The organism is Pseudomonas sp. MIL19, from assembly GCF_028680365.1.
In the GTDB taxonomy this organism is placed as follows: Bacteria; Pseudomonadota; Gammaproteobacteria; order Pseudomonadales; family Pseudomonadaceae; genus Aquipseudomonas; species Aquipseudomonas spirodelae.
Window position 1 is genome coordinate 1 of the sequence record NZ_JAPPVG010000039.1, and the last position, 26,658, is coordinate 26,658.

Below are 26,658 nucleotides of genomic sequence, written 5' to 3' on the forward strand. Positions count from 1 at the left end.
AACTGCTCGCCGGCTTCTGCTCCAGCCACCTGAAACAAGCCATCGTCCTGGCGGACGGGGTTTATGGAGCGCTTACGGCGTATCAGCAGGCGCAGCAGGGCTTTATCGACGGCGGGATCAACCGCATTCTGTTGGCCACCGATGGTGACTTCAACGTGGGTATCAGCGATTTCGAAACGCTCAAGCAATTGGCTGCCGACAAGCGCAAGACCGGTGTATCCCTGACCACCCTGGGTTTTGGCACCGACAACTATAACGAGCAGCTGATGGAGCAGCTGGCCGATGCCGGCGATGGTAACTACGCCTATATCGACAACCTGCGTGAGGCGCGCAAGGTGCTGGTTGATCAGCTCAGCTCGACCCTGGCCACAGTCGCCAGCGATGTGAAAATACAGGTCGAGTTCAACCCGGCGCAGGTCAGCGAGTATCGCCTGCTGGGGTACGAGAACCGCGCGCTTAAGCGTGAGGATTTCAGCAACGACAAGGTCGATGCCGGCGAAATTGGCGTAGGCCATAGCGTGACCGCGCTGTATGAAGTGGTGCCGGTGGGTGGCAAGGGCTGGTTGGAGCCGCTGCGCTATCAGGTCGCTGCAAAAACCGACCGTAAAGCGGGCGAACTGGCTTGGCTGCGCATTCGTTACAAAGCGCCAGGGCAGGACGTGAGCAAACTGCTGGAGCAGCCGATTCAGGCCGCCGATGTACGTGTCGTCAGCCAGGCCAGTGAAGACCTGCGCTTTGCCGCTGCCGTGGCCGCTTTTGCCCAGCAGCTCAAGGGCGAAAAATACACCGGGCGCTTCAGCCTCGCCGACAGCGCCGAGCTGGCGCGTAATGCCAAGGGCGATGACCGCTTTGGTCTGCGTGGCGAGTTTGTGCAGCTGGTGGAACTGGCGCAGAGCCTGCAAACTGGCGATTCCCGTACCACTAGCGCGCGAGTACAGCAGTGAATCGACCCCTCACGGATGACGACGCCGCCTTGTTGCGGCGTTACCGCCGCGGTGATGCAGCGGCTTTCGCCGAGTTATACCAGCGTCACCGGCTCGGCTTGTTTCGCTTTCTGCTTGGCCTGTGCGGTGATCACGCGCTGGCTGAGGAGGTGTTTCAGGACACCTGGATGAGCCTGATCCGCAGTCAGAGCGAGCTACGCGAAGCTGTGCTGTTCAAGACCTGGCTGTATCAGATTGGCCGCAACCGGCTGATTGATCATTGGCGCAAGCACGGTCGGCATCAGGCGGGGCATGCTGAATATGATGAACAGCAACACGCCCCGCACGACCCGCAAGCGAACCCTGAACAACAACTCAGCCTAAGCCGCGATCAGCAGCGTTTGCAGGCCGCTTTGGCCGACTTGCCGGCGGAACAGCGCGAGGTGTTTCTATTGCGCACTCACGCTGAAATGCAATTGGCCGAAATCGCCGAGTTGACCCAGATTCCCGCAGAGACGCTGAAAAGCCGTTTGCGCTATGCCCTGCAGAAGTTACGTCGGCTGCTGGCTGACCCGGCCGCCGAGGAGTTGTCCGTATGAAGCATGATCAACACATGGCTGATGAGCAGGAACGGCAGATGCTCGAACACTTCCGTCGGCACAGCAGCGGCGAACCCAGTGCCCAGCTGGATGCACAGATTCTCGCCGCCGCCAGCGCCGCAGTAGCCCGCAGCACTGCAGTCGAGGCGCCGCCGAGCCTAGGGGCGCGGTTGCACCGTTGGTTATTCGGTGGCGGCGGTCGGCAGCGCTGGTCAGTGGCGTTGGCGGGGGTCGCCTGCCTGGGGATTGGCGTGAGCCTGACCTTGCGCAGCGTTGAGCAAGCGCCAGATGCCTTTGATGCAGTACCCAGCGGCGCACCTATGGCGCCGGCAGCCGCGAGAATGGCACCCCAATCCGCGCCGGTGCCTGCACCACAGGCGGAATCTGCTGCGCGTGCTGATGAGCCGCAGCGCTCGCGGACGATGCAGTCTGCACCGCAGATTCAGGGTTACAGCGCTGATGCCGCATCGGCTGAGAAAAAGCTCTCGGCCGATGTGTCCAATCAGCTGCTGCGTGAAGAGTCTTCGGCTGATGCGTTGCATGAGCAACTGCCTCAAGCAGTCCCTGCGCCGACCGAGCAAGCACTGAGTAAAGCGGCTGAGTCGGCGGGCAATCAAGCCCAGCAGCAATTGCACAGTGAGTTGCAGCGGTTACTCAAGCTGCGCCGCGATGGTTGGACGGAGGAGGCCGATGCCTTGTTGTTGCAGCTGATGCGCGAGTATCCAGAGCTGGATGTCGACGCGCAGTTGCAGCAACTGCAGCAAGTTGACTGAGGTCGTTGTGCCACTCGTGGTTGATGCGGTGAATGGCAGCAAGTCGTTTGCGCTGCCATTCACCCTGTTGTTACCTGCGGTACAGATTGCAGGCTTGCCAGAGGCCTTAGCCTAAGGCGAGCATAGCGCCCTGTATCCCTGTCTTTGTGTTGACCATGACCTCTATTCGAAGCCTCGCGCTGCTGATGACACTGTTGTCTCTGGCGGCCTGCGAGCAGTCCGCCAATCCACCCCCACAGCCAAAAACGCCGGTCGTCCAGGTGCAACCGACTAAACCACCTGCGGAAAAGCAATCTAGCGAAAAGCCCCCCGCAACGGTTAGCCGCAGTACCACTGCGCCTGAGCCTACGGCTGTTGATAGGCCGCAGAGCAGCGTGCAAGACAAGCCTTCTGCGCCAGAGCCTGAGCCAGCAGCTGCGCTGGACTTGAGCTTGCATCCGAACGTATTTGATCCATTGCAGCCACTCGAGCCGATTAACGACTTGTCGACGCCCTTATTGCCGCCCTTGTTTGGTGAGAAAGTGCAGCCCGACAGCCCCTTTCAGCTCAATGGCAAGTTGATCACCAACGAGCGCGATGAGGATTACTGGCAGTCAGTCGAAGGCGCGCAGCTGCAGTTCGAGTTCAAGCACTAAGCGTGCAGCCTACTGGTGTGCTCAGTGGTAAAGGCGGTGGTTAAGCCCTGGTCACTGCGCGAAAGGTGATTTCCGCCATACCAAAGCTCTGCGCCCAGTCCGGTAGTGCATGTGTCATATAGATGGTGTGGGCCGGTTCATCTGTTTGAGCGCGAAGTCATGCACCGTCCTGAGTAAGCCGGCGCTCAGGAGTAAACCACTGTGTTGTGGCCATATCGGGTAGAACTTAACCCAGTGCTCCCCCGGCTGCTGCTTTTTACCAGTAGTCAGGGGAAGCGTTAGTAGGTTGTTTAGTCGACAAACAGGTCGGGGATCAGCGCGCCGCCTTGTGGGTCGAAGCGGTACTGCTCGAACTCAGTCGCACCCTGCTCGCGGAGGAGGTCTTCGTCGATCAGCAAGCGCCCGCTGATGCTGCGCCCTTGGCTGCTGAGGATGGCGTGAGCCGCATCGGCCATGATCGCAGGCGTGCGTGCGCGCTTGAAGGCATCGCGGCTGCCCAGTTCGAACTCGATAGCGGCGGTGGCGATCATGGTTTTCGGCCACAGTGAGTTGACGCTGATGGCGTATTTCTTGAACTCCTCATGCATGCCCATGGTGAGCATGCTCATACCGTACTTGGTGACCGTGTAGGGGCCGTGTTGGGCAAACCACTTGCTGTCCATATTCAGCGGCGGCGACAGGTTGAGAATATGGCCATTGCTGCTCTGCTTAAGAAACGGCAGGGCGGCCTGGCTACACACCATGACTGCGCGGGTGTTGATCTGGAACATCAGATCGAAACGCTTGGGTTCGAGCTTTTCCACGCCGACCAGTTTGATTGCGCCGGCGTTGTTGATCAGTACATCGATGCCGCCGAAGTGCTCAGCGGCCTGGGCCATGGCAGTTTTTACCGCGTTCTCGTCACGCACATCGACTTGCAGAGCCAGTGCTTTACCACCTGCGGCCTCAACCTCGGCAGCGACAGAATGGATGGTGCCGGGCAGCTGGGCATGGGGCTCAGCGCTTTTCGCCGCGATCACGATATTGGCGCCGTCACGCGCGGCGCGCAGGGCGATTTCACGGCCGATGCCACGGCTGGCACCGGTGATAAACAGGGTTTTACCTAGCAGTGACATGGGTTTGCTCCGTGATTTGCGGTTATTCGTCTGGATCACTTCTGTAGGGTGGGTCGGGCGGCGTTCCGCTGAGCGCAGCGATACCCACCAATGTCGCCTGTCGATGGGTATCGCGTTGTTCAACCCATCCTACGGCTCAGTGGTTAGGCATCACTGGCTTCGATCTCCACTAACAGCTGACGGTTTTTCACCTGATCACCACGGCTCACGCCAATCCGGCGGACTACGCCGTCGATGCTGGCCTTGAGCGGATGCTCCATTTTCATCGCTTCCAGCACTACCAGCAGTTGGCCCTTAGTGACGCTGCTGCCTTCCTCGACTAGTACCTCGACTATGGCGCCGTCCATCGGCGCCTTGACGCTGCCCGAGCCAGCACCGGCTGCGCTGCTAACCGGCTGGTGGGTGATATCGCTCAGCTGCAGGTTGCCGTTGTGGCCGTATAGCCAGAGGTTGTCGCCAGCCAGGTGATAAGCCAGGCGTTGGCGAATGCCGTCCAGTTCCAGGGTGGCCCAGCGGCCGTCGCTGGCTAGCAGCGTGAGGCTGACCTGCTGTTCGCCAAAGGTGGCCAGTAGGCTGGGTTGTGGGCCGTCGGTAATCACTTGCAGTGCCACGTTGAAGCTCTGCTCGCCGTGTTTAAGCACAAAGCGCCACGGCGCGCTGCCGGCATTGCGCCAGCCGGCCAGGCCGCCTTGATGCGCACGGGCATTGGCGGATTGCTGGAACAACAGGGCAGCAGCGGCTGCCAGTTCGCCGGCTGCGGGCGGCTGCGGGCTCAGGCTCGGGTCGCTGGCGAAATGCTCGGCGATAAACGCGGTAGTCGCGTTGCCAGCAGCAAACTCCGGGTGGCTGAGCAGGTTGGCGAGAAAACGCTGGTTGCCGTTGACGCCCAGCAGCACACAATCCTCCACCGCGCGTACCAGCTTGCGCCGCGCTTCTTCGCGGGTCGCGCCGTAGGCGATGACCTTGGCCAGCATCGGGTCATAGAACGGGCTGATGGTTTGGCCTTCAACCAGGCCGTGGTCAATACGGATGCCGTCACGCAGCGCCGGTTCCCAACGCAGCGCCGTGCCGGTTTGCGGCAGGAAGTTCTGCGTGGCGTCTTCGGCGTACAAGCGCACCTCCATGGCATGGCCGGTTAGGCGAATTTCGTCCTGCTGGAGCGGCAGCGGTTGGCCTTCGGCGACGCGAATCTGCCAAGCGACCAAGTCTTGCCCGGTGATCAGCTCGGTGACGGGGTGCTCGACCTGCAGGCGGGTGTTCATCTCCAGGAAGAAGAATTCACCACTTTGATCCAGCAGAAACTCCACTGTGCCGGCCCCAACGTAGTTCACCGAGGCGGCGGCTTTGACTGCCGCCTCACCCATGGCTTGGCGCAGTTCTGGCGTCATCACCGGGCAGGGCGCTTCCTCGACCACCTTCTGGTGGCGACGCTGCACCGAGCAGTCGCGCTCGCCGAGATAAACGATGCTGCCCTGGTGGTCGCCGAATACTTGGATTTCCACATGACGCGGCTGGATTACCGCGCGTTCGAGAATCAGCTCGCCCGAGCCGAAGGCGTTTTGCGCCTCCGAGCGGGCGGTGCGGATTTGCTCGGCCAGTTCACTGGCGTGGTGAACCAAGCGCATGCCCCGGCCACCGCCGCCGGCGCTGGCTTTGATCATCAGTGGGTAGCCGATACGGCCGGCTTCTCGGATCAGGGTTTGTTCATCCTGGGCCGCGCCTTCATAGCCGGGAATGCACGGCACACCAGCTTCGAGCATGGCGATCTTCGACAGGCGTTTGCTGCCCATCAGGTGGATGGCCTCGACGGTGGGGCCGATAAACACGATGCCGGCAGCCTCGCAGGCGCGGGCGAAATCGGCGTTCTCCGAGAGAAAGCCGTAGCCGGGGTGAATTGCATCGGCGCCGGTTTGCTGCGCCGCCTTGATGATGTTGTCGATCACCAGGTACGACTGATTGACCTGCGCTGGGCCGATGCACACGGCCTCATCGGCTTGCTGCACATGACGTGCGTCGGCGTCGGCCTGCGAGTACACGGCTACGGTGCGGTAGCCGAGGTCCTGGGCGGTGCGCATCACCCGGCAGGCGATTTCCCCACGGTTGGCGATCAGAATCTTGTTAAAGGCGGGCATCTGTGTGCTCCTGCTGGGGCGTAAGTCTGGGGATCAGGTCGTTTTATCGAGGGCGCTTATTCAGCAGCCCACTTCGGCGCGCGTTTTTGCATAAAGGCCATGGTGCCTTCGACACCTTCGGTGCCGGTTACCGCCGCGGCGAACTGCTCGGCAGCACGGTCCAGCAACGGTCCGAGGGCTTCGCTTTCCGCGGCAAGCAACAGGGCTTTGGTCTGTGCGTTGGCTTGCGGCGCACAGCTACGGACCTGGCTCAGCACCTGTTGCAGGCGTGCTTCGATGGCTTCACTGCTGGCTTCACTAAAGTGCACCAGGCCCAGGCGCTCAGCCTCACTGCCATTGAAACGCGCGGCGGTCAGGGCCAGGCGGCGGGTTTGGGTCAGGCCGATACGCTTGACCACAAAGGGTGCGATCTGCGCTGGCAGAATGCCTAAGGTGGTTTCCGGCAGACCGAACTTGGCGTCCTGATGACAGATGGCAATATCCGATACGCAGGCCAGGCCAAAACCACCGCCCAGCACCGCGCCTTCGAGTACGGCAATCAGCACCTGTGGCGTGTTCTGCGCTTCTTCTAGCAGGCTGCCGAAAGCGCGATTAAGGCTGCGATAGGCATCGCCACCGGCAGACCTGGCGCCAGCCATGTCCTTGATGTCGCCACCCGCACAGAAGTGCCCACCGGCGCCGCGCAACACGATGGCGCGCACGCTCAAGTCGTGTTGCAGGCTTTCCAGCACCGCGCGTAATTCGCTGACCATGGTCAGGCTCATGGCATTGCGGTTGTCCGGACGGTTGAGGGTGAGGTGCAGTACACCGCCCTCAAGGCTTAGCAGCAGGGTTTCGCAGTTTGGTAGGTCAGCCATGGCAGGTTCCTTAATGTATTGGCATAGAGGGCGGCCGTAGGGTGGGTCACGCTTTATCGACCCACCGAGCGGTGCCATGGTGGATGTAAAAGGCGACGTCCACCCTACGTGTGTCTGCTCTTAGCCCTTCTTTTTGCCCGGTAGAATGCCCATCAGCTTGCAGATAATGCCCAGCATGATTTCGTCAGCGCCGCCGCCAATCGATACCAGGCGCACGTCTCGGTAAGCACGCGATACCGGGTTGTCCCACATAAAGCCCATACCGCCCCAGTACTGCAGGCAGCTATCGGTCACTTCACGGCCCAGGCGGCCGGCCTTCAGCTTGGCCATCGAGGCCAGGTTGGTCACGTCCTTGCCGCGCACGTACTGCTCGGTGGCCTGGTAGACCAGGGCGCGCAGACACTCGATTTCGGTTTGCAGTTCGGCCATGCGGAAGTGGATGACCTGGTTGTCGATCAGCGCATTGCCGAAAGTTTTGCGCTCTTTGCAGTAGTCGATGGTGGCGTTAATGCAGTGCTCCAGGCCCTTGATCATGTTGGCGGCGCCAAACAGACGCTCTTCCTGGAATTGCAGCATCTGCATCATAAAACCCGCGCCTTCATGGCCGATGCGGTTGCGCTGCGGTATGCGCACGTTGTCAAAGAACACCTGGGCGGTCTCTGAGCTGCGCATGCCGAGCTTGTCTAAATGCGGGCTGAGGGTAATGCCAGGGGTATTCATCGGCACCATGATCAGCGACTTGTTGACGTGTGGTTTGTCGTCACTGGTATTGGCCAGTAGGCAGATAAAGTCAGCAGAGGGCGAGTTGGTGATCCACATCTTGCTGCCGTTGATCACATAGTCGCTGCCGTCTTTCTTGGCCGTGGTTTTCAGCCCAGCCACATCGGAGCCAGCACCCACTTCGGAGACGCCGATGCAGCCAACCATCTCGCCGGCAATCGCGGGCTTGAGGAACTCTTCACGCAGCTCATCGGAGCCGAAGCGCGCCAGCGCCGGGGTGCACATATCGGTCTGTACACCGATGGACATCGGAATACCGCCGCAGATGATGGTGCCGAACTCTTCGGCCGCGACGATCGAGTAGCTGTAATCCAGGCCCATACCGCCGAATTTTTCCGGCTTGGAGATGCCTAGCAGCCCCAGATCACCAGCCATTTTGAAAATCTCGTGGATTGGGAAGCGACCGTCTTTTTCCCACTGTTCGACGTGCGGGTTGATTTCCTTGTCGACAAAATTACGAACGGTGCGGCGTAGCTCTTCGTGTTCTTGGGTGAAGATCATTTCTTATTCTCCGAATGATTACAGGCGGGCTACGCCGAATGAGTTGGCTTTAAGCGGGCGCACAGCGGCTTCTGCACAGATATCCAGCAGGTAGCCGAGCAGTTTGCGCGTATCGCGCGGGTCGATCAGGCCGTCGTCCCACAGGCTGGCGGTGCCGTACAGCGCCGTGGACTGGCTGTCGAGCTTCTGTGCGGTGACGGTTTCCAGCATGTCGAGCATCTTCGGGTCGGCTTCTTTACCTTCCTTGGCGTGCTTATCCTCGGTGACGATACGCAGCACCTTGCCGGCCTGGGCTCCGCCCATGACTGCGGTTTTGCTGTTGGGCCAGGCGAAGATAAAGCGCGGGTCCAGACCACGGCCGCACATGGCGTAGTTGCCGGCGCCGTAAGAGCCACCGACGACGATGGTGAGTTTCGGCACCGTAGCGTTAGCCACTGCCTGGATCATTTTCGAGCCGTGTTTGATCACGCCCTGTTGTTCCGACTCGGTGCCGACCATAAAGCCGGTGGTGTTGTGGAAGAACAGAATCGGCGTGTTGCTCTGCTCGCACAGTTGGATAAATTGCGCCGCTTTGGCTGCGCCTTGCGGGGTGATCGGGCCGTTGTTGCCGATAAAACCGCACGGCTGGCCCTCGATCTGCAAGTGGCCGCAGACGGTCTGGTTATCGAACTCGTTTTTGAAGTCGAGGAATGCGGAGCCGTCGGCGATGCGCGCGATGATTTCGCGCACGTCGTAGGGCTTTTTCGCGTCCGCCGGCACCAGACCGAGCAGTTCCTCAATCGGGTACAAGGGTTCGCTGTAGCTCTTAACTGGGCGCGAGGGTAGCTGCGCATTCCACGGCAGCATGCCGAGAATTTCGCGCGCGATGCGCACACCATCGGCATCGTTCTCAGCCAGGTACTCGGCGGTACCGGCGACTTGGGCGTGCATTTCGGCTCCGCCCAATTGCTCATCGGTGGCGATTTCACCGGTGGCGGCTTTCAGCAGCGGTGGGCCGGCGAGGAACATCTTGGCCTTGCCGCGCACCACCACCACATAATCTGACAGCCCCGGCTGGTAAGCCCCGCCAGCAGTAGACGAGCCATGTACCACGGTGATTTGCGGCAGGCCCATGGCCGACATGCGCGCCTGGTTGGCAAAGCCGCGCGCGCCTTCGACGAAAATATCGGCGGCGTAGTTGAGATTGGCGCCGCCGCTTTCGGCAAGGGTGACTACCGGCAGTTTGTTCTCGAAGGCGATCTGCTGCAGGCGCAGGGTCTTTTTCAGCCCGGTAGGGGAGATGGTGCCGCCTTTGATCGCACTGTTGCTGGCGGTGACCAGGCAACGCACGCCAGCGATATAGCCGATGCCTGAAATGATCCCGCCGCCGGCCTGGGTGCCGTCTTTGTCATCGTGCAGCTTGTAGCCGGCCAGCGACGACAGTTCGAGAAAAGGCGCGCCGGGGTCGAGCAGCAGATTGAGGCGCTCGCGTGGTAACAGCTGACCACGCTTGTCGAATTTTTCTTTGGCAGCGGCGGCCTTGTTCAGGCAGTTCTGCTCGATGTCGCGAAAGCTCGCCACAGCGGCAAGCATGGCGTCGCGGTTTCTGGCGAAATCCTCGCCATGCACGTCGATCTCGGATTGGATAACCGGCATGGCGTTACTCCTGACCTTTTAAAACATCGGGCACATAGGCCCGATGGAAGCCGTTATAGGACTCGCTGTTTTTCGCTTTGCCCAGCGTCCAGGCACGGGTGCCCTGGCTGGCCGCGCCGTCGATGCGGATGGTGTTGCCGCTGATGAAGTTGGCGCCCGGCGTGAGCAGGAAGACGATGGCGGCGGCCACCTCTGATTCGCTGCCGATGCGTTGCAGCGGCACATGGTCCTTGAGGTTGCGGATCATGGTTTTCATTGATTCGGGGTAGGTGTCCATACCGCTGGAGGCGATCCAGCCGGGTGCCACGGCATTCACCCGCACGCCGGCGTGGCCCCATTCATAGGCGGCGGTTTTGGTGAAGTTCTCCATGCCGGCGCGTGCGGCACCGGAGTGGCCCATGCCCGGCATGCCGCCCCACATATCGGCGAGCATGTTGACGATGCTGCCACCGTGTTTGCTCATGCTTTGCAAGAACACTTCCTTGGCGATCAGAAAGCCGCCGACCAGGTTGGTGCGCACCACGGTCTCAAAGCCTTTCTGGTTGATGCCGATCAGCGGTGCGGGGAACTGCCCGCCGGCGTTGTTGACCAGGTGATGGATCTGCCCGCGCTCGGCGACCACGGTTTTGACCATGGCCTTGACGGCTTCCTCATCACGGATATCGCAGACCTGAAAGCTGGCTTGGCCGCCGTCTTCGATAATTTCGCCGCAGGTGGCTTCGAGCTTTTCCAGCTTGCGTCCCACCAGCACCACGTGGGCACCTAGATGCGCCAGCTCATGGGCGGTGCAACGGCCGATGCCGCTGCCGCCGCCGGTGACCATAATGGTCTGGCCGTTAAACAGGCCGGGTTTAAAGACTGAGTCGTATGCCATTGTTGTTATCGTCCTCGTCGTAGGGTGGGTTAGCCGCGAAGCGGCGTAACCCACCGTATATACGTTGCCTCATGACCTGCTCGGCTGAGGTTTTGGTGGGTTACGCCTGCGGCTATAACCCACCCTAGGGATCACAGGTTTTCTGCCAGCGCCCTGGGCACAGGTATCGGGAACTCCAGCAGTTGCTGAGCGAACGCCTTGCCTTGCGGGTCAATGCGCAGGGAGGCGACACCGCCGCCACCCAGGGCGTTCTCCAGCAAAAAATTCAGGCTGTGGCTGGCGGGTAGATACCAGCGGCTGACCTTGCCAGTTTGCGGGTCAAGTGCGTGCTGCATCCATTCGGCCACGGCGCCTTCTGCTAGCGCAGCCGCGATCCAGGCCAAGTACTCGGGCTTTCTGGCCATGACCCCGATATTGCTGTGATTACCCTTGTCGCCAGAGCGCGCCACAGCCAGTTTGATCAGCGGCACGCTAATCTCGGCCTGGGCGTTTGGCTGTGGAGCGGCGATGTCGGCGGCAATCTGCGCGCTATCCAGTACCGCAATCTGCGGCAAGGCAACAGAGGTGCGTTCGCCGTCGATTTCGACCTGCAGCTGGCAGGCTGATTTGTCGGCCAGGAAGCTGAACAGACGGATAACCGGGTAAACCGTCGGGCGGCCGCCGACGATGCCGGTCAGGCCTGGAGCCATGCCAGTCGCGGCTTGAGCAATCTCGCGAGAGAACAAAATCAAGGCTTCTTTCTTGGCGTGGCGCACGGCGATCTTGATCACGATTTCGCGGGTGTCGGCACGCTGGCCGCGTGGGCCGTAGGTCGCCTCGGAACCCAGAAGTTCTATGCTGACTTCTTTATAAGGGCCCCAGCCGCGTTCGGCGAACAGCTCCTCGGTTTTGTTGATGATGGCCTGGCTGACGCGCTGGGCTTTCTTCACTGCGTCGATGCCCGCCATCAGGCAGCTGGCGGTGCAGCGGAAACCATCCGGGTGGGTGGCGCTGACCTTGTACTGAGCGGTCGGCGGCAGGCCGCGTGCGCCTTTCAGTTCAACGCGGTTTGCGCCGACTTGGCGCAGTTGCACCTGGGTAAAGTCGCAGAGCACATCGGGCAGGTAGTAGGCCCGTGGGTCGCCGATTTCATAGAGCATCTGCTCGCCCACGGTAAAAGGCGTGACCAAACCGCCGGAACCTTCGGGTTTACTCACGACAAAACTGCCGTCGGCTGCCACTTCCACCACCGGGAAGCCGATATGTTCATAGTCCGGCACGCTTTCCCAGTCGGTGAAATTGCCGCCGGTGCACTGCGCGCCACATTCGATGATGTGCCCAGCCAGTGCGGCTTGAGCGAGCTGGTCGAAGTCGTTCCAGGCCCAGTTGAATTCATGCACCAGAGCCGCGCTAACGACGGCGCTGTCGACGACGCGGCCGGTAATAACGATATCTGCCCCCAGCTTCAGGGCTTCGACGATGCCAGGCGCGCCGAGGTAGGCGTTGACCGAGACACAGAAGGGCGGCAGCGCGGCACCGGTAAACATCTCCAGCGTGCCGGCTTTGGCCAGCTCACCGAGCTTGGGTTGCAGGTTGTCGCCATGCAGCACGGCGATCTTCAGCTGCACGCCAGCCTGTTCACACGCCGCCGCCAGGGCCGCAGCGCAGGCGCTGGGGTTGACCCCGCCGGCGTTGCTGATCACGCGGATGTTCTTCTGCGCGATCTCGGCCAACAGCGGCGCGAGAGTTTCCACGAAGTCGGTTGCGTAGCCGGCGTCCGGCTTCTTCATTCGCGCGCCGGCCATGATCGACATAGTGACTTCGGCCAGGTAGTCAAATACCAGGTAATCCAGCTCAGAGCCTTTTACCAGTTGGGCGGCGGCGGTGCTGGTGTCGCCCCAGAAGGCAGAGGCGCAACCGATGCGTACGGTTTTAGTCATTGGAGTAGGTCCGCAACACATGAATAAGGTGATCTGAGGCTACCAAGCAAGCGCTTGGTTGAAAAGCCCCAAAGTGAATCTTTCTGACCTAAAGTGTGGCCAAGCGCTTGCTTGGGTGGCCGGTGCAGCATAAATTTCACTAATAACGACAAGCACTTGGGTAAACCTGCCGAGAATAAGCCTGTGATTGCAGGTTTGGTTAGGTTGGCTTGAGGCATAAAGAAAGTTGGAGAGTACTTAGCGTGGATGATCAACAAGCTCAGGCGGTGATGCGCGATCTGGTGGCCAGCGGGCAGATCACTGACCCGGAAAGTGCGCGTGGCAAGCTGCTGCAAACCGCCGCGCACCTGTTTCGCAGTAAGGGCTACGAGCGCACCACGGTGCGTGACTTGGCCAGCGCTGTGGGCATTCAGTCCGGCAGCATCTTTCATCACTTCAAGAGCAAGGATGAAATCCTGCGTTCGGTGATGGAGGAGACCATTCGTTACAACACCGCGCTGATGCAGGCCTCGCTGGCGCAGGCGACTGACCTGCGCGGTCGCGTACTGGCGCTGATCCGCTGCGAGCTGCAGTCGATTATGGGCGGTACCGGTGAGGCCATGGCGGTGCTGGTGTATGAGTGGCGTTCGCTGTCAGAGCCAGGCCAGGCGTTTATCCTTGAGCTGCGCGATAACTACGAGCGGCTATGGCTTGAGGTGCTGGGTGAGGCCAAGGCGGCCGGTTACTTCAAGGCCGATCCCTTCATCATGCGTCGTCTGCTCACGGGGGCGTTGAGTTGGACCAATACCTGGTTCCGTCCCGAGGGGGCCATTTCCCTTGATCAGTTGGCCGAAGAAGCATTGTCATTGGTTATTAAGGAAACCTGAGTAGATTGAGCTTCGCTGTATGGCACTTTGATAGTATTTTGGCGCCACTGGACTTCGAGTCATGTAGTCCGCCCACTAAGTTGCCGCGCGTCGTTTGCATTGAGGTTCCACTTGGCCATGTTGTTAAAAGCGTTGCTACTTGGCTTGATGCTTTCTCTGGCCTGCGTTGCGCAGGCCGCGGTAGAGGTCCGAGTGGGGGCCTACCATTTTCCGCCTTATGTGATTAAACCGGACAGTGAGCGCGCAGGCGGTCTATTGCCCGAGTTGCTGCACGCGCTTAATCAACAGCAGAGCGAGTACCGCTTTACGCTGGTTGCCACCTCGACCATGCGCAGGTACCGCGACTTACAAAGCGGGCGCTTCGATGTGATGCTCTTCGAGTCACCGGCCTGGGGCTGGCAGGGCATTGCCCACACGGCTCTGAATCTGCAGATCGAGGATGCCGAACTGTATGTCGCGCGCATGCAGGCGGGACGCGACGAGCATTATTTCGATGACCTCAAGGGCAAGCGCATGGCCCTCTACAGCGGCTATCACTATGGCTTTGCCGGGTTCAACGCGGACAAGCAGTTTCTCTCCGATCAATTCAACGCGGTACTGACTTACTCCCACGACAGTAACTTGATCATGCTGCTGCGCGGGCGAGCGGATGTGGCGGTGGTAACGCGCTCTTACCTGCAGGCTTACCAGCAGCACTACCCCGAACAAAGCCGTGCGCTGCTAATTTCCCAACGGGTTGATCAGGTCTATCAGCATCAGGCGTTGTTTCGCCCGCAGTCGGCCATTTCACCGCCCGTGTTTGCCGAGCTGCTCAAACAGCTCCACCGCAGTCAGCAGTTGGACAAATTACTCAGCCGCTACCATTTACGTGACCTATCCGTGCAATAAGTGACTTAAAGTGCACTGTTTGGTCAGGTTTTCCTGGAGTAGGCTGCGTACATTGATTAATAAGGATGTTTGCTGCTATGGGCTTTATCAGGCGCTGGCTAAGTCGAGTGGGCGGTGTGTGCATGGCGCTGCTGCTCGCCGGGCCGCTACTAGCTGCACAGGATGTGCGGGTTGCTGCGGTGTATTTTCCGCCCTATGTATTCAAGGCTGAGCAAGTTGGGGCGCAGTCGCCTGGCCTACTCAGCGAGCTGCTCACAGCGCTCAACCAGGCTCAGGCTGACTATCTTTTTGTCATGGTGCCCACGGCCATAAAGCGCCGGTTTGCTGACTTTGAGCAAGGGCGCCTCGACCTGGCGATTTTCGAAAATCCGAACTGGGGCTGGCAGCATGTTCAGCATGTTGCGCTGGATATGCGTCTAGAGGACTCGGAGGTATTCGTTGCACGCGCTGAGCCGGGACGTGATCAAGGTTATTTCGACACGTTAAGCGGTAAGCGTTTGGCGCTTTACCATGGCTACAACTATGCCTTTGCTGACTTTAATCCCGACCCTGAATACCTGAGCAAAACCTTCAACGCCACCTTGAATCATTCCCATGACAGCAGCCTGCTGATGGTCTTGCGCCAGCGTGCCGACATTGCGCTGGTCACGCGTTCTTATTTGGGCGACTTTCTTGAGCGTAACCGCCAATACGCAGGGCAGTTGCTGATTTCCAAGCGCATGGATCAGCGTTATCGCCATCATGTGCTGTTACGCCCAGGGGCGCCCATCGAGCCTGAGCAGTTTATGGCGATCTTTGAGTCGTTGCGTGACAACGGCCAACTGTTGAGGATTTTCAGCCGTTATCAGATCCGCGTCTTACCGCGTGATGGCCAGGTTAAGCTGGCTACAGAGCGCTAGCCATCAGCCGTAGGCTTCACCTTAGGTGGTGATAGAGGCGCTGGCGTGGTACTTAGCCTTAGTTTTCGCCGGCGTCCTTGGCTTCCTGCTCACGTTCGCGTTGACGGATCTTTGTCAGTTGCTCGTCGCTTAATGGCAGCGGTTTAGCGGTGCGCAGCAGCACCATCAGACCGCCGACGATAGAGCCCAGCACCAGAATAATAAACAGCCAGATATACCAAGTCATGAGGGATTACTCCTTTGGCGAGTCTTCACCATACCTGTCGGCGGCGGATCTGTCCGATCAGCCGCCGGCAAGGACCTAGCGGCGGACTTGCTTGAGCGTCTCAGCAATCAGAAAGGCCAGCTCCAGCGACTGGTCGGCGTTCATCCGTGGGTCGCAGTGGGTGTGGTAGCGGTCCGACAGGCCGTCTTCGGTGATCGGCCGCGCGCCGCCGATGCATTCGGTAACGTTCTGCCCGGTCATCTCGATATGGATACCGCCGGCGTAGCTACCCTCGGCCTGGTGTACGGCGAAGAACTGCTTCACTTCAGCCAGGATCTGCGCAAAGTCGCGGGTCTTGTAGCCGCTTGAAGCCTTGATAGTGTTGCCATGCATCGGGTCGCTGCTCCACAGCACCTGGCGGCCTTCACGCTGCACGGTCTGGATCAGGCGCGGCAGGCCGGCTTCGACCTTGTCGGCGCCCATGCGCACGATCAGGTTGAGGCGGCCGGGATCGTTATCCGGGTTGAGGATGTCGATCAGACGGATCAGGTCTTCGCTGTCCATGCTTGGGCCGACTTTCACCCCAATCGGGTTGCCGACGCCACGTAGGAACTCGACATGCGCGCCGTCCAGCTGGCGGGTGCGGTCGCCGATCCACAGCATATGCGCCGAGCAGTCGTACCAGCCGCCGGTGAGGCTGTCTTTGCGCACGAAGGCTTGCTCGTAATTCAGCAGCAGCGCTTCGTGGGCGGTAAAAAAGCTGGTTTCGCGTACTTGCGTGGCGCCGTCCATGCCGCAGGCGCGCATAAAGGCTAGGGTTTCGTCGATGCGCCCAGCCAGTTGGCTGTACTTCTCGCCAAGGTCCGAGTTGGCGATAAAGTCGAGGTTCCACTGGTGTACTTGATGCAGGTCGGCAAAGCCACCCTGAGCAAAGGCGCGCAGCAGGTTAAGCGACGCGGTGGACTGGTGGTAGGCCTGCAGCAGACGCTCCGGGTCCGGCACGCGGCTTTTCTCGTCGAAACCGATGCCGTTGACGATGTCACCGCGGTAAGCGGGCAGGGTTACGCCGTCGATGGTTTCGTCATTGGCCGAGCGCGGTTTGGCGAACTGACCGGCCATACGCCCGACTTTGACCACCGGGCAACCGGCGGCGAAGGTCATGACGATGGCCATTTGCAGCAGCACTTTGAAGGTGTCGCGGATTTTCAGGGTGGAGAACTCGGCAAAGCTCTCGGCGCAATCGCCGCCCTGTAGCAAAAACGCGCGGCCCTGGGTCACCTCAGCAAACTGGCGGCGCAGTTCGCGGGCCTCACCGGCAAATACCAACGGCGGATAACTGGCGAGCTTTTGCTCAACGGCCAGCAGGTGCGCGGCATTCGGGTATTGCGGTTGTTGCTGGATCGGCTTGGCTCTCCAGCTTTCAGGGCTCCAGGGTTGCGACATTGCGGCTCTCGGCTTAAGTCAATTTAGGCGGACGGGCATGGTAACCGATAAGCCATGGCCGGCAAGCCGATAGGCGCGATAGAGCCTCTGCATGATGCTGTTGCTTCCTTTTATGCTGGATAGCGCGAAATAATCAGCGTGGCAGCACATCGCGTCCCGGCAAAAAGCGCCCAAAGCCTTGTTGTTGACCCAATTCGGCGGGGTATTCCAGGCCAAGGCGATAGGCGATGCGACCGTTGATCAGGGTTGCATCCACGGCCTCATCATTGCGTTTAACCACCCGCTCCAGGCCGAGCACTTCCATGGGGGCTTCGTGGATGTCATCCAGTGCATCGGTCAGCCCTGCGGGATTAACGATCACCACATCCGCGCGGTCGCCGACGCGGATAGTGCCGGCATCCACACCGATAAAGTCCGCCAGCTCGCCGCTTAAGCGATGGATGGCGTGGCCCGTGTCCATAAACGGCGTGCCGGCCAGTTCGGCGTCGCGCACGTATTTAAGAAAACGCAGCGGGAAGTTGTACTGAGCGATTGAGCGCAGGTGTGCGCCAGAGTCGGCAAAGCCTGGCTGGGTCCAGGGGCTGGACAGCAGTTTGTGCATCACCGGCAGGCGTTGGTTGCCGTAACAGGTGGTCCACTTCAGCGCTTCGCGGTACTGGCAGGCCAGTTCGAAATAGGCGTCTACCGGGTCCAGGCCGCGTTTTTCACCCAGTTGCTTGAAGTTTTTGCCGACCAGGCTGGCGTCCGGGCACTCAGTGACCCAGCAATCGGAGAAGTCGCGGTGCCACAGGCCTTTGGTCAGTACGGCTTTGACCTGCTTCTTGAACAGCGCGCGGAACTCCGGCTCCAGCACCTTGGCATAGAGCTCGTCCGGGTCTTTGATGTTGCGCAGAATCTCGCCGGCGCCGAACTCTTCAAAGGCGTTAACGTTGAGGCCTTCCAGGCGCAGGGTGAAGGGAGCGGGTAGGGTCTGCCAGCGGAAATTGCCGCGTAGCACGCGGTTCGCCAGCCAGCCGGAGAAACGGGTAAACCGGTGCAGCAACGGCTGCGATTTAAGGTCTAGCGCCGTGAGCATCGAGCACTTCAGCGGCTTACGAAACCAGCCGTGAGCTTGATAGAGAAAGGCGAACACGTTGACCTTGGTCACCGCATTCGGCGCACCCTGCATGACTGCGCCGCGACGACGCAGAATGGCGAACAGCCGCGAGAATTCCTTCCAACTGGCAAAGGTCGATGGCAGTGGGCTGGACCAGGCACGGTCGCCGTCCATCTTGTCCAGGCGTGTGGTCATCACCGAGAGACCGATGCAGCCAGCGTCCAGGGCTTCTTCGAGCAATTGTTCCATGCGTTGCAGTTCTGCCTCGGTCGGCGTGACTTGCGAGGTGGCGCGCTCCAGACCCATCACCGCCACGCGCAGTTCGGAGTGACCGAGGAAGGAGCTGACGTTCGGCCCCAATGGCTGCTGATCGTAGAAGGCGCGGTAGCCAGCGGCGTCGCGCCAGGTTTTCTTCTCTTGCAGGATCGGCAGCACGTACTCACGCGGCACCGCCTCCACGCGGGTGAACAGGTCCGAGCAGTCCTCTGCATCGGCCAGCACCATGCTGATCGAGCAGGAGCCAATGGTGACGCTGGTGACGCCGTGGCGTACCGACTCTTTCAGTGCCGGCGCGGCGATCACCTCGGCGTCGTAATGCGAGTGGATTTCCAGAAAGCCCGGCGTCACCCATTTGCCAGTGGCGTCGAGCACCTCGGCGCAGCCGCTTTCATCCAGTGCGCTGAAGCTGAGCACATCAATGCGTCCATCCTTGATGCCGATATGGCGCAGGCGGCCTGGCTGGTTGCTGCCGTCGAAGTACAGGCCGTTCTTGATGATGACGTCATAGCTCATAGCAGACTCCAGGGTGCAAGCAGCAGGCAGCCGGTGACCAGCAGCAACAGGTAAATGGCGATGCGGAAATGTTGTTCATTGAAGCGCTGGTGCAGGCGCTCGCCGAGCCACACGCCGACCAGCAGCAACGGTGCATAGCCCGCCACTTGCGGCAGCGCTGGCAGCAGGCGACCATCGATCAGGAAGGCCACGGTGAGCAGGCTGTTGAGGGTGAGCCACACCGTGACCAGGGTGGCGCGCAGGCGTGCCTTATCCAGTGCGGTGCCGGCCAGAGCGAATACCAGCAAGGGGCCGCCGGAGGCGAACAAGCCGTGGCTGATGCCGGCGCACAGGCTGATCAGTCGGCTAAGCCACAATGGGCGCAGGTGGGCGGTGTTGTTGTGGCGCAAACGCCACAGTTCGCGGGCGGCAAACCACAGCACCAGCGCGCCAAACAGGCGCTTGGCCAGGGGCGCATCCAGATAGGGCAGCAGCGCATAGCCGAGCAGGGTGCCGGCAACCATGCCAGGCAGGATCATGCCCAACAGCAGGCGGCGGTCGATCATCTGCCGGTGGCGCCAGGCTAGGTAGCCGGTCATGCAGATGTTCAGCGGCACTAAAATGGGCAGCAATACTTCAATCGGCAGCATCAGTGCGCCTAGCGATAAGGCGATGACGATACTGCCGAACCCGGTGATCGCCTCCAGCGTGTAGGCCAACAGAATAAAGCCGCCGAGGGCCAGCCAAACCATTTCCATCAATCCATCTCCGCGGCGAAACGCGCGCTCATCTTGCGGTAGTAAAAACCGGGGGCTATACGCCAGAGCAGGCTGGCCAACCAGCTGCCACGGTCCGGGAATAATCGTTCGCAGCCACGTTTTTGCGCCTGAATAATCTGCCCAGCCATCCAGTCGGCGCCGCGGATATTACCGATGGTCGAGCGACCGTGTTGCGCTGGCAGGCCATTACCGCCGAGGGCGTTCTGGTCGATCGGGGTGTCGAGAAAGCTTGGGTAGACCAGCAATGTGCGAATGCCATCGCGGGCCACTTCGGCGCGCAGCACTTCGAAGAACTGGCCCAAGGCGCTTTTCGCCGCGCAATAACCGGCACGGCCCAGCACCGGCATCCAGCCGGCCATGGAGCCGATGGCGATGATCTGGCCGCGGCTCTGACGCAGCAGCGGCAGGGCGTTCAATGTCAGCTCGACAGGTGCCTGATAATCCACTGCCATGACCTTGCGAAACACCGCAGGGTCAGTTTGTGTGGTGGGCGAGCGATGGGTGATGCCAGCGTTATTGATCAGTACATCAAGGCTGCCGAAGCGTTCGGCGCAGGCGTGCAGCAATTGCTGGTGCAGGGTTGCGTCGGTGATATCACCGGCAATCCCCAGTACTCGCTCTGTGCCCAGCTCGTTCACACGCTTGGCCAGGCCCTCGGCGTTGATGTCGGTGAGCAACAGGTTGCAGCCCTTGGCGTAATAGGCGCGCGCAAGCTCCCAGCCGAGGCCGCTGGCGGCCCCGGTGATCAATACGCTGTGCATTATTTTTCTCCGACGGCAGCCAGTTGCGCTGGCACTACGGTGTCGCCAGCCGGCGGGCGGCGTGACCAGTAGTAGGCCAAGGCCATCCCTGAAACTAGGTGCCAGCAGCCCCAAAAGGCGGCGATCAGCAGCATGCCGGTGACCTGTGGGAAGAAGGTGAAGATGATCACCAGGCCTAGGGCGGAATTCTGGATGCCGACCTCCAGGGTGATCGCGCGGCGTTCAGCCTCTGGCAGGCGGCTTAACCGGGCGCAGCCGTAGCCGATGCTCAGTGCAAGGGCGTTGTGCGCCACCACCAGCCAGAAGAACAGGTGGAAGTGACTGAGAAACTGGTCAAAGTTCTTGCCAAAGGCGAGGGCGACGAAGCCGAGCATCACAGCCAGGGCGAAAACCCGCAGAGGCTTTTCCACTTTGCGCGACAGGCCAGGGAAGCGCCGGCCGATATACATGCCCAGCGCCAACGGTACACCGAGCACCAGAATTACCATGAGTAGCAGGCTCAGTGGGTCCATGGCGATTTCGCTCAGTAGTGGCCGGGTATAAGGGTTGAGCCAGGCATACAGGCCGAAGTTAAGCGGGGTCAGCAGGCTGGCTGCAACGCTCGACACGGCGGTCATGCTGACTGATACGGCCACGCTGCCGCGCGCCATCCAGGTCATGATGTTGGAGAAGCTGCCGCCGGGGCAGGCCGCAATCAAGGTCATGCCCAGCGCCAGTTGCGGATCGATGCGCAGCGCCCAGCACGCCAGGCAGGTGAGTGCTGGCAGCAGCAGAAACTGGGCTATCAGGCCAATCACCGGCGCTTTGGGCGCGAGCAGAATGCGTTTGAAATCCTCACCCCGCAGGTCGAGGGAAACGCCGAACATCATCACCGCGACGATGATATTGATCAGCACCAGGCTGCTGGGGTCGAACTGAATATGCACCGCTTCCATTACATGCTCCCTGCCGTGACGCGGCTGGCGCTAGGCGCAGCGGCGAGGCCGGCGCGCAGACGTTGGCTGTGCTGCGCGATGCACTGACGATAGCTGTCTTTGTGCACGTAGTAGGCCATGCGCTCCAGTTGCAGGTACCGGTAGCCGCCATCCAGGCGAATGCTCGCGCGTTCACGCTTGATTTTCTGTAGATCCTTGGCCGTGTCTGTGCCGGTTTGCAGGTTCTTGATAAATAGCGCGACCAACTCGGCCTGTTCGTCGCGGCCTTGCCAGCCCAGGCCCGAGGCCTCGACCATGCCCATCATGAACAGGTCGTCGTACTCGGGATGGAATACGTTGAGATACAGCTGCGGCGCACCGGCGTTGCTCGGCCAGTTGAGGTGCGCACGGTCGATAAAGGGGTAGTCGAGCTTGTAGCCGGTACCTTGCAGGATCAGGTCGTATTCGGCCTGTTCACCATCGGCGAAGGTCACCTGCAGGCCTTCGACCTTGGCGATGTCGCGGCGCGCCTTGATATCACCGTGGCCGAGGTAGTGCAGCACCAGTGAGTTCATCACCGGGTGCGACTCATAGAGCTTGTAATCGGGGTCGGGTAAGCCGTATTGCGACGGCTTGCCGACGAGTGATCGCACCAGCAGGCCGTCGAGAAATTGTTTGAGCGGTCGCGGCAGCTTGATCGCGCCACCCAGGGTGTCGGTGGGCCGGCCGAGGGTGAACTTGGGTAGGAAGTAATAACCGCGCCGCACCGACAGGTCCACCGAGGCCGCGCGGTGCACGGCGTCCACGGCAATGTCGCAGGCGGAGTTGCCGCAGCCGATCACCAGTACACGCTTACCCTCGAATACCGCTGCCGAACGGTAGGCGCTGGAGTGCATCAGCTCGCCCGTAAACTCGCCGGGCAGCGCTGGCTGGTTGGGCGTGTGCAGGGTGCCGTTGGCGATCAATACACCGTCGAATCGCCATTCGCGTTGCACGCCAGCGTGCTCGCTGATCAGCTTCCAGCCCTTGTCCAGGCGTTGAATGTCGACCACGCGGGTGCTGAATTGGTAATGCGCATACAGGTCGAAGTGCTCGGCGTAGTCGCGAAAGTAGCGGCGCATTTCATGGTGGTGAGGGTAAGCCGCCACCTCATCGCGCATCGGAAACTCGCTGAACTGGGTGGTGCCCTTGGAGGAAATCAGGTGCGCCGAGTCGTACATGGTGCTGTGCGGGTTATCGATATCCCACAGGCCGCCGACATCCGCGTGCAGCTCGAAACCGACAAAGTCGATGCCGTGTTTGTGCAGTTGACGGGCTGTGCACAGCCCCATAGGGCCGGCACCAATAATGGCGTACATGGCAAACCTCAGTGCTTTCTTATAGTTGTAGTTGTTCAGCGGCTAAGGCCCTGAACTGCAAGGTGGTTAATTATTGCGTGACCCAGGCGGTGCACCTCAATGACAATTGGCGCCTTTGCTCTGGCCGAAATGGTCGGGGATGTCACGGTGGAGAGTGGTGGATGCCAGGTTTACCCCCGGTGGGTCAGATGCCCGACCCGTTGTTGATCGCCGAAGTGCACGATGCCTTTGGGGTTATTCAAGTGGTCGAAATGGGCGCTTACCGTTTTCTTGAGTTCGGTGAGGCGATCGAGCAGAGCTGCGTCTACATGCCCGACCCAAGCTGGCTGGAGTACGACTACACCCGCGCCATGTTGCTTGGCGCCTTGTGCCATGAGCATCCAGAAACTGCGCTGTTTCTTGGCTTGGGTGCCGGCAACCTGACCCAGGCGTGCCTGAAGTTTCTGCCGCTGGATGATGTGGAAGTGATTGAGCTGCGCGCCGATGTGCCGCGCCTGGCCATGGAGCACATGGGCCTGGAGGACGATCCGCGGCTGACGATTCGCATTGGTGATGCTCTGGAATTGCTGGAAAGCGCGGAAAAGACCGACCTGCTGTTCGTCGACCTGTATACCGATCACGGTCCGGCGACTGGTCATTTGGCCTGGCGTTTTCTGGAAAACTGCCAGAAGCAACTCAACCCCGGCGGTTGGCTGATCATCAATCAGTGGGCCGGCAGCGACGGTAAGCCATTGGGCGCACCACTGCTGCGCGGCCTCTATCATCGGCATTACTGGGAGTGCCCGGTGAAGGAGGGCAACGTGGTGTTGCTGGTGCCGGCCGATATGGACCAGCAGCTAGACGTTGACGAGCTGCTGCGGCGCAATGCATTGCTGGCGCCGCAGTTTGGTTATTCGCTGGAATCGCTGATTAAGGCGGTGCGTCCGGCGACCTGATTAGGCACGCGGATACCTGGGTAAGCGCCCCTTAAAGTCGCCGGGACGGCGCTCGAGCATGGCGTTTACGCCTTCCTTGGCATCCTCGCTGGCCATCAGTCGGGTCACGGTTGGGTGCAAGCTGGCGGTCGCGGCGGCTTGGCCTTCGACTAAGGCCTGGCGGGCCGAGGCCAGAGTAGCCTGCACGCCCAGCGGGGCTTGCGCGGCAATGCGCTCGGCGAGCCAGAGCGCTTTGGGCAGTAATTCCTCACTGGCTAACACTTCTTGAATCAGCCCTAGCCGATAGGCTTCATGGGCATCGAATTCATCGCCCGTCAGCAGCCAACGCATGGCGTTCCCCCAGCCGGCTGTTTGGTACATGCGCAGGGTCGCGCCGCCAAACGGGAAAATGCCGCGTTGCACCTCCATCTGCGCAAAGCGGGTGTTGCTCGCGCACAGGTTAATGTCCGAGGCCAGCATCAGTTCGATGCCGATGGTGAAGCAGTAGCCTTGCGCAGCGACGATCACCGGTTTGCTCACCCGTGGCCCGCCGAACACGCCCCACGGGTCGCAGCCGTCTTCAGGGATCTTCCAGCCAGCAGCAAACTGCCCCGCTACATTGGCCAGGTCCAGGCCGGCGGTGAAGTGCTCGCCGTGAGCAAAGACCAGCGCCACCCGCGCCTCGCTATCGCGCTCGAACTCACCATAAGCCCGGCACATGTCATCAAGCATGGGCAGGTCAAAGGCGTTGCGTTTGCTCGCTCGGTCTAGGCCGATCAGCATGATCTGGCCGCGTTTTTCACGGCTGACACGGCCGCTGGTGCTTGAAGTCATGATCGGGAGTCCTTGTGCGCAGGGTGAGTGGGCTGAGGCTTGAGGCTGTTGCAGCGTTGCTGTTTGAGGCTATCAGAGGATGGCTGAATGGCACGTTATAGGCGTTATGTATGCTTTTTTTATGGTTGGGCTGATGAAAAACAGGCACATCGGCCAGGTTTTCCGGTATAGTGCGCGCCGGTCAATTCTTGGCCACGTTCAGGTAGTACAGCTCGCCCGGAGGTTAACTCCGGCAGTTAGTCCGTTTTGCGGACTATCCTTGACGATTCATTTATCACACGTTTTCGCAAATCCCCGCCGACATGGCTGCCAGGGTGACTTTCGGGTCTTACACGGCATGCGTAGCTTTGGAATATGGGTCTTTGCGGATGCACTTGAGGCAGACCCATGACCCAGGAAATCGGCGGCTTCGCCGCTCTCGATCTACATCCCAATGTTCTCGCTGCGGTAATTGCTACTGGCTATGAAGAGCCTTCGGCTATTCAGATTCAAGCGATTCCAGTAATCCTCGCCGGCCACGACATGATCGGCCAGGCGCAGACCGGTACCGGTAAAACCGCTGCCTTCGCCCTGCCAATCCTCAGCCGTATCGACCCGGCCAAGCGTCAGCCACAAGCGCTGATTCTTGCTCCGACCCGTGAGCTGGCCTTGCAGGTTGCCACCGCGTTTGAAACTTATGCCAAGCAAATGCCAGGCGTTAATGTCATCGCCGTGTACGGCGGTGCGCCTATGGGCCCGCAGCTGAAAGCTATCCGTAATGGCGCACAGATTGTTGTCGCCACGCCGGGTCGTCTGGTTGACCACCTGCGTCGTGACGAGAAAGTGCTGTCGACTATTCAGCACCTGGTCCTCGACGAAGCTGACGAGATGCTCAAGCTGGGCTTTATGGATGACCTCGAAGTGATCTTCAAGGCTATGCCGGAAAGCCGTCAGAGCGTGCTGTTCTCCGCCACGCTGCCGCACTCGATCCGCGCCATCGCGGAAAAGCACCTGCGTGATCCGAAGCACGTCAAAATCGAAACTAAAACTCAGACCGTAACTGCCATTGAGCAGGTGCATCTGATGGTTCACGCCGACCAGAAGCACGCTGCCGTACTGCGTCTGCTGGAAGTCGAAGAATTTGACGCGCTGATCGGTTTTGTGCGCACCAAGCAAGCCACCCTAGACCTGGCCGCTGCGCTGGAAGCCAAGGGCTACAAGGCTGCTGCCCTGAACGGCGACATCGCACAGAACCAGCGTGAGCGCGTTATCGACTCGCTGAAAGATGGCCGTCTGGACATCGTGATTGCCACCGACGTGGCCGCTCGTGGCCTCGACGTGCCGCGCATCACCCACGTGATGAACGTGGACATGCCATACGACCCAGAGTCCTATGTACACCGTATTGGCCGTACCGGCCGTGCTGGCCGTACCGGTCGTGCGCTGCTGCTGGTCACCCCGCGTGAGCGCCGCATGCTGCAGGTAATTGAGCGTGTAACTGGGCAGAAGGTTGGTGAAGTTAAGTTGCCGGACGCCCAGCAAGTGCTGGACGCACGCATCAAGAAGCTGACTAACAGCCTGGCGCCGCTGGTAGCTGATGCTGAAGCCAGCCACGGTGAGCTGCTGGATCGCCTGACTGCCGACATCGGTTGCAGCCCGCGTGCGTTGGCTGCGGCCCTGCTGCGCAAGGCCACCAACGGCCAAGCGCTGACCCTGGCCGAAGTTCAGCGTGACCAGCCGTTGGTACCAGGTAGTGGTGGTGCTCCGCGTGAGCGCAGCGAGCGCAGTGAGCGTCCTGACCGTGAAGGCGGCCGTGAGCGTCGTGCCCCGGTTCCGTTGAGCGAAGGCAAAGCGCGTTGCCGTACTGCGCTGGGCGCGCGCGACGGTATCGCCGCGAAGAACCTGCTCGGTGCCATCCTTAACGAAGGCGACTTGGCCCGTGAAGACATCGGCCGCATCCAGGTGCGCGAGAGCTTCAGCCTGGTCGAGCTGCCGGAAGAAGGTCTTGATCGTCTGCTGGGCAAGCTGAAAGACACCCGTGTGGGTGGCAAGCCGCTCAAGCTGCGTCGTTATCGCGAAGATTAATGCTTCGTTGAGTCAAAAAAGCCCCGCCTAGTGCGGGGCTTTTTTATGGTGCGCCAGGCATGGCGCGTAGCGCCGTGACTGGCGCTGTCGGGTTCACTGTGGTGGTGAGCCTGGCGACTTGGA

24 protein-coding genes are annotated in these 26,658 nt (G+C 60.5%); 9 read left to right on the forward strand and 15 right to left on the reverse strand.

All coding sequences use genetic code 11. From position 1 onward, the window contains the following. The 4 genes from N1078_RS17550 to N1078_RS17565 form a co-directional block, all read left to right on the forward strand. On the forward strand, positions 1-944 hold a 944-nt coding region (locus N1078_RS17550), incomplete at its 5' end, for a YfbK domain-containing protein (protein ID WP_274089401.1). After that, positions 941-1,522: an RNA polymerase sigma factor gene (locus tag N1078_RS17555; RefSeq protein ID WP_274089402.1), complete on the forward strand. Its 582-nt coding sequence runs from the start codon at positions 941-943 to the stop codon at positions 1,520-1,522. The genes N1078_RS17550 and N1078_RS17555, both read left to right, overlap by 4 nt. Beyond that, positions 1,519-2,295: a hypothetical protein gene (locus N1078_RS17560; protein ID WP_274089403.1), complete on the forward strand. Its 777-nt coding sequence runs from the start codon at positions 1,519-1,521 to the stop codon at positions 2,293-2,295. The genes N1078_RS17555 and N1078_RS17560 overlap by 4 nt, the downstream gene beginning before the upstream one ends. 374 nt (positions 2,296-2,669) lie before the next feature. Further along, positions 2,670-2,930: a hypothetical protein gene (locus N1078_RS17565; protein WP_274089404.1), complete on the forward strand. Its 261-nt coding sequence runs from the start codon at positions 2,670-2,672 to the stop codon at positions 2,928-2,930. Between the two features lie 290 nt (positions 2,931-3,220). Here the strand turns inward: N1078_RS17565 and N1078_RS17570 are convergent, their stop codons facing one another. From N1078_RS17570 to N1078_RS17600, 7 genes are all read right to left on the reverse strand, one after another. Continuing rightward, a complete protein-coding gene (locus N1078_RS17570; RefSeq protein ID WP_274089405.1) occupies positions 3,221-4,045 on the reverse strand; it encodes an SDR family oxidoreductase in 825 nt (274 codons plus the stop codon). Between the two features lie 143 nt (positions 4,046-4,188). Beyond that, positions 4,189-6,177: an acetyl/propionyl/methylcrotonyl-CoA carboxylase subunit alpha gene (locus N1078_RS17575; RefSeq protein ID WP_274089406.1), complete on the reverse strand. Its 1,989-nt coding sequence runs from the start codon at positions 6,175-6,177 to the stop codon at positions 4,189-4,191. A gap of 56 nt (positions 6,178-6,233) precedes the next feature. Then, positions 6,234-7,034, reverse strand: a complete 801-nt coding sequence (locus N1078_RS17580) for an enoyl-CoA hydratase/isomerase family protein (RefSeq protein ID WP_274089407.1) — start codon at positions 7,032-7,034, stop codon at positions 6,234-6,236. 120 nt (positions 7,035-7,154) lie between these two features. Next, the gene (gene atuD / locus N1078_RS17585) at positions 7,155-8,315 is read right to left on the reverse strand and encodes a citronellyl-CoA dehydrogenase (RefSeq protein WP_274089408.1); all 1,161 of its coding nucleotides are present in this window, start codon (positions 8,313-8,315) and stop codon (positions 7,155-7,157) included. A gap of 18 nt (positions 8,316-8,333) precedes the next feature. After that, on the reverse strand, positions 8,334-9,950 hold the full coding sequence (gene atuC, locus N1078_RS17590) for a geranyl-CoA carboxylase subunit beta (protein ID WP_274089409.1): 1,617 nt from the start codon (positions 9,948-9,950) through the stop codon (positions 8,334-8,336). A gap of 4 nt (positions 9,951-9,954) precedes the next feature. Continuing rightward, on the reverse strand, positions 9,955-10,824 hold the full coding sequence (locus N1078_RS17595; protein ID WP_274089410.1) for an SDR family oxidoreductase: 870 nt from the start codon (positions 10,822-10,824) through the stop codon (positions 9,955-9,957). Positions 10,825-10,955: 131 nt separating this feature from the next. After that, positions 10,956-12,743 (reverse strand): acyclic terpene utilization AtuA family protein, encoded by a 1,788-nt coding sequence (locus tag N1078_RS17600; RefSeq protein WP_274089411.1) that lies wholly within the window; start codon positions 12,741-12,743, stop codon positions 10,956-10,958. A gap of 242 nt (positions 12,744-12,985) precedes the next feature. On the opposite strand from N1078_RS17600, the gene N1078_RS17605 reads away from it, so the two are divergent. From N1078_RS17605 to N1078_RS17615, 3 genes are all read left to right on the forward strand, one after another. Next, complete coding sequence (locus N1078_RS17605) at positions 12,986-13,609, forward strand: TetR/AcrR family transcriptional regulator (RefSeq protein WP_274089412.1); 624 nt, start codon at positions 12,986-12,988, stop codon at positions 13,607-13,609. 117 nt (positions 13,610-13,726) lie between these two features. Beyond that, a complete protein-coding gene (locus tag N1078_RS17610; RefSeq protein ID WP_274089423.1) occupies positions 13,727-14,497 on the forward strand; it encodes a substrate-binding periplasmic protein in 771 nt (256 codons plus the stop codon). 122 nt (positions 14,498-14,619) lie between these two features. Beyond that, positions 14,620-15,396 carry a transporter substrate-binding domain-containing protein gene (locus tag N1078_RS17615; RefSeq protein ID WP_274089424.1) on the forward strand — a complete coding sequence of 259 codons (777 nt, stop codon included), beginning with the start codon at positions 14,620-14,622 and terminating at the stop codon, positions 15,394-15,396. A gap of 58 nt (positions 15,397-15,454) precedes the next feature. Here N1078_RS17615 and N1078_RS17620 read toward each other — a convergent pair whose 3' ends face one another. From N1078_RS17620 to N1078_RS17650, 7 genes are all read right to left on the reverse strand, one after another. Beyond that, positions 15,455-15,622, reverse strand: a complete 168-nt coding sequence (locus N1078_RS17620; RefSeq protein WP_274089413.1) for a DUF2897 family protein — start codon at positions 15,620-15,622, stop codon at positions 15,455-15,457. Between the two features lie 75 nt (positions 15,623-15,697). Further along, positions 15,698-17,044: a class II 3-deoxy-7-phosphoheptulonate synthase gene (locus N1078_RS17625; protein WP_274089414.1), complete on the reverse strand. Its 1,347-nt coding sequence runs from the start codon at positions 17,042-17,044 to the stop codon at positions 15,698-15,700. 133 nt (positions 17,045-17,177) lie between these two features. Then, positions 17,178-18,932: an N-acyl-D-amino-acid deacylase family protein gene (locus N1078_RS17630; RefSeq protein WP_274089415.1), complete on the reverse strand. Its 1,755-nt coding sequence runs from the start codon at positions 18,930-18,932 to the stop codon at positions 17,178-17,180. Further along, positions 18,929-19,669, reverse strand: coding sequence for a sulfite exporter TauE/SafE family protein (locus tag N1078_RS17635; RefSeq protein ID WP_274089416.1), 741 nt, complete (start codon positions 19,667-19,669; stop codon positions 18,929-18,931). The genes N1078_RS17630 and N1078_RS17635 overlap by 4 nt, the downstream gene beginning before the upstream one ends. Next, entirely contained in the window at positions 19,669-20,451 is a 783-nt protein-coding gene (locus N1078_RS17640) for an SDR family NAD(P)-dependent oxidoreductase (RefSeq protein WP_274089417.1), read from the reverse strand. The genes N1078_RS17635 and N1078_RS17640 overlap by 1 nt, the downstream gene beginning before the upstream one ends. Further along, entirely contained in the window at positions 20,451-21,386 is a 936-nt protein-coding gene (locus tag N1078_RS17645; protein ID WP_274089418.1) for a bile acid:sodium symporter family protein, read from the reverse strand. The genes N1078_RS17640 and N1078_RS17645 overlap by 1 nt, the downstream gene beginning before the upstream one ends. Then, on the reverse strand, positions 21,386-22,723 hold the full coding sequence (locus tag N1078_RS17650) for a flavin-containing monooxygenase (protein WP_274089419.1): 1,338 nt from the start codon (positions 22,721-22,723) through the stop codon (positions 21,386-21,388). The genes N1078_RS17645 and N1078_RS17650 overlap by 1 nt, the downstream gene beginning before the upstream one ends. Before the next feature lie 161 nt (positions 22,724-22,884). Here N1078_RS17650 and N1078_RS17655 point away from each other — a divergent pair, with 161 nt between their 5' ends. Next, positions 22,885-23,658: a spermidine synthase gene (locus N1078_RS17655; RefSeq protein ID WP_274089420.1), complete on the forward strand. Its 774-nt coding sequence runs from the start codon at positions 22,885-22,887 to the stop codon at positions 23,656-23,658. On the opposite strand, the gene N1078_RS17660 is transcribed toward N1078_RS17655, so the two are convergent. Continuing rightward, a complete protein-coding gene (locus N1078_RS17660) occupies positions 23,659-24,471 on the reverse strand; it encodes a crotonase/enoyl-CoA hydratase family protein (RefSeq protein WP_274089421.1) in 813 nt (270 codons plus the stop codon). Between the two features lie 387 nt (positions 24,472-24,858). On the opposite strand from N1078_RS17660, the gene N1078_RS17665 reads away from it, so the two are divergent. Then, positions 24,859-26,535, forward strand: coding sequence for a DEAD/DEAH box helicase (locus N1078_RS17665; protein ID WP_274089422.1), 1,677 nt, complete (start codon positions 24,859-24,861; stop codon positions 26,533-26,535). Positions 26,536-26,658: the final 123 nt, after the last annotated feature.

Excerpts from the sequence above, each read along its gene's own strand:
- atuC (WP_274089409.1), bottom strand. The coding sequence starts at position 9,950 with ATGCCGGTTATCCAATCCGAGATCGACGTGCATGGCGAGGATTTCGCC.
- N1078_RS17660 (WP_274089421.1), bottom strand. The coding sequence starts at position 24,471 with ATGACTTCAAGCACCAGCGGCCGTGTCAGCCGTGAAAAACGCGGCCAG.
- N1078_RS17650 (WP_274089419.1), bottom strand. The coding sequence starts at position 22,723 with ATGTACGCCATTATTGGTGCCGGCCCTATGGGGCTGTGCACAGCCCGT.
- N1078_RS17640 (WP_274089417.1), bottom strand. The coding sequence starts at position 20,451 with ATGCACAGCGTATTGATCACCGGGGCCGCCAGCGGCCTCGGCTGGGAG.
- atuD (WP_274089408.1), bottom strand. The coding sequence starts at position 8,315 with ATGATCTTCACCCAAGAACACGAAGAGCTACGCCGCACCGTTCGTAAT.
- N1078_RS17665 (WP_274089422.1), top strand. The coding sequence starts at position 24,859 with ATGACCCAGGAAATCGGCGGCTTCGCCGCTCTCGATCTACATCCCAAT.
- N1078_RS17615 (WP_274089424.1), top strand. The coding sequence starts at position 14,620 with ATGGCGCTGCTGCTCGCCGGGCCGCTACTAGCTGCACAGGATGTGCGG.
- N1078_RS17595 (WP_274089410.1), bottom strand. The coding sequence starts at position 10,824 with ATGGCATACGACTCAGTCTTTAAACCCGGCCTGTTTAACGGCCAGACC.
- N1078_RS17630 (WP_274089415.1), bottom strand. The coding sequence starts at position 18,932 with ATGAGCTATGACGTCATCATCAAGAACGGCCTGTACTTCGACGGCAGC.
- N1078_RS17570 (WP_274089405.1), bottom strand. The coding sequence starts at position 4,045 with ATGTCACTGCTAGGTAAAACCCTGTTTATCACCGGTGCCAGCCGTGGC.
- N1078_RS17645 (WP_274089418.1), bottom strand. The coding sequence starts at position 21,386 with ATGGAAGCGGTGCATATTCAGTTCGACCCCAGCAGCCTGGTGCTGATC.
- N1078_RS17575 (WP_274089406.1), bottom strand. The coding sequence starts at position 6,177 with ATGCCCGCCTTTAACAAGATTCTGATCGCCAACCGTGGGGAAATCGCC.
- N1078_RS17580 (WP_274089407.1), bottom strand. The coding sequence starts at position 7,034 with ATGGCTGACCTACCAAACTGCGAAACCCTGCTGCTAAGCCTTGAGGGC.
- N1078_RS17610 (WP_274089423.1), top strand. The coding sequence starts at position 13,727 with ATGTTGTTAAAAGCGTTGCTACTTGGCTTGATGCTTTCTCTGGCCTGC.
- N1078_RS17560 (WP_274089403.1), top strand. The coding sequence starts at position 1,519 with ATGAAGCATGATCAACACATGGCTGATGAGCAGGAACGGCAGATGCTC.
- N1078_RS17655 (WP_274089420.1), top strand. The coding sequence starts at position 22,885 with ATGCCAGGTTTACCCCCGGTGGGTCAGATGCCCGACCCGTTGTTGATC.
- N1078_RS17620 (WP_274089413.1), bottom strand. The coding sequence starts at position 15,622 with ATGACTTGGTATATCTGGCTGTTTATTATTCTGGTGCTGGGCTCTATC.
- N1078_RS17625 (WP_274089414.1), bottom strand. The coding sequence starts at position 17,044 with ATGTCGCAACCCTGGAGCCCTGAAAGCTGGAGAGCCAAGCCGATCCAG.
- N1078_RS17635 (WP_274089416.1), bottom strand. The coding sequence starts at position 19,669 with ATGGAAATGGTTTGGCTGGCCCTCGGCGGCTTTATTCTGTTGGCCTAC.
- N1078_RS17600 (WP_274089411.1), bottom strand. The coding sequence starts at position 12,743 with ATGACTAAAACCGTACGCATCGGTTGCGCCTCTGCCTTCTGGGGCGAC.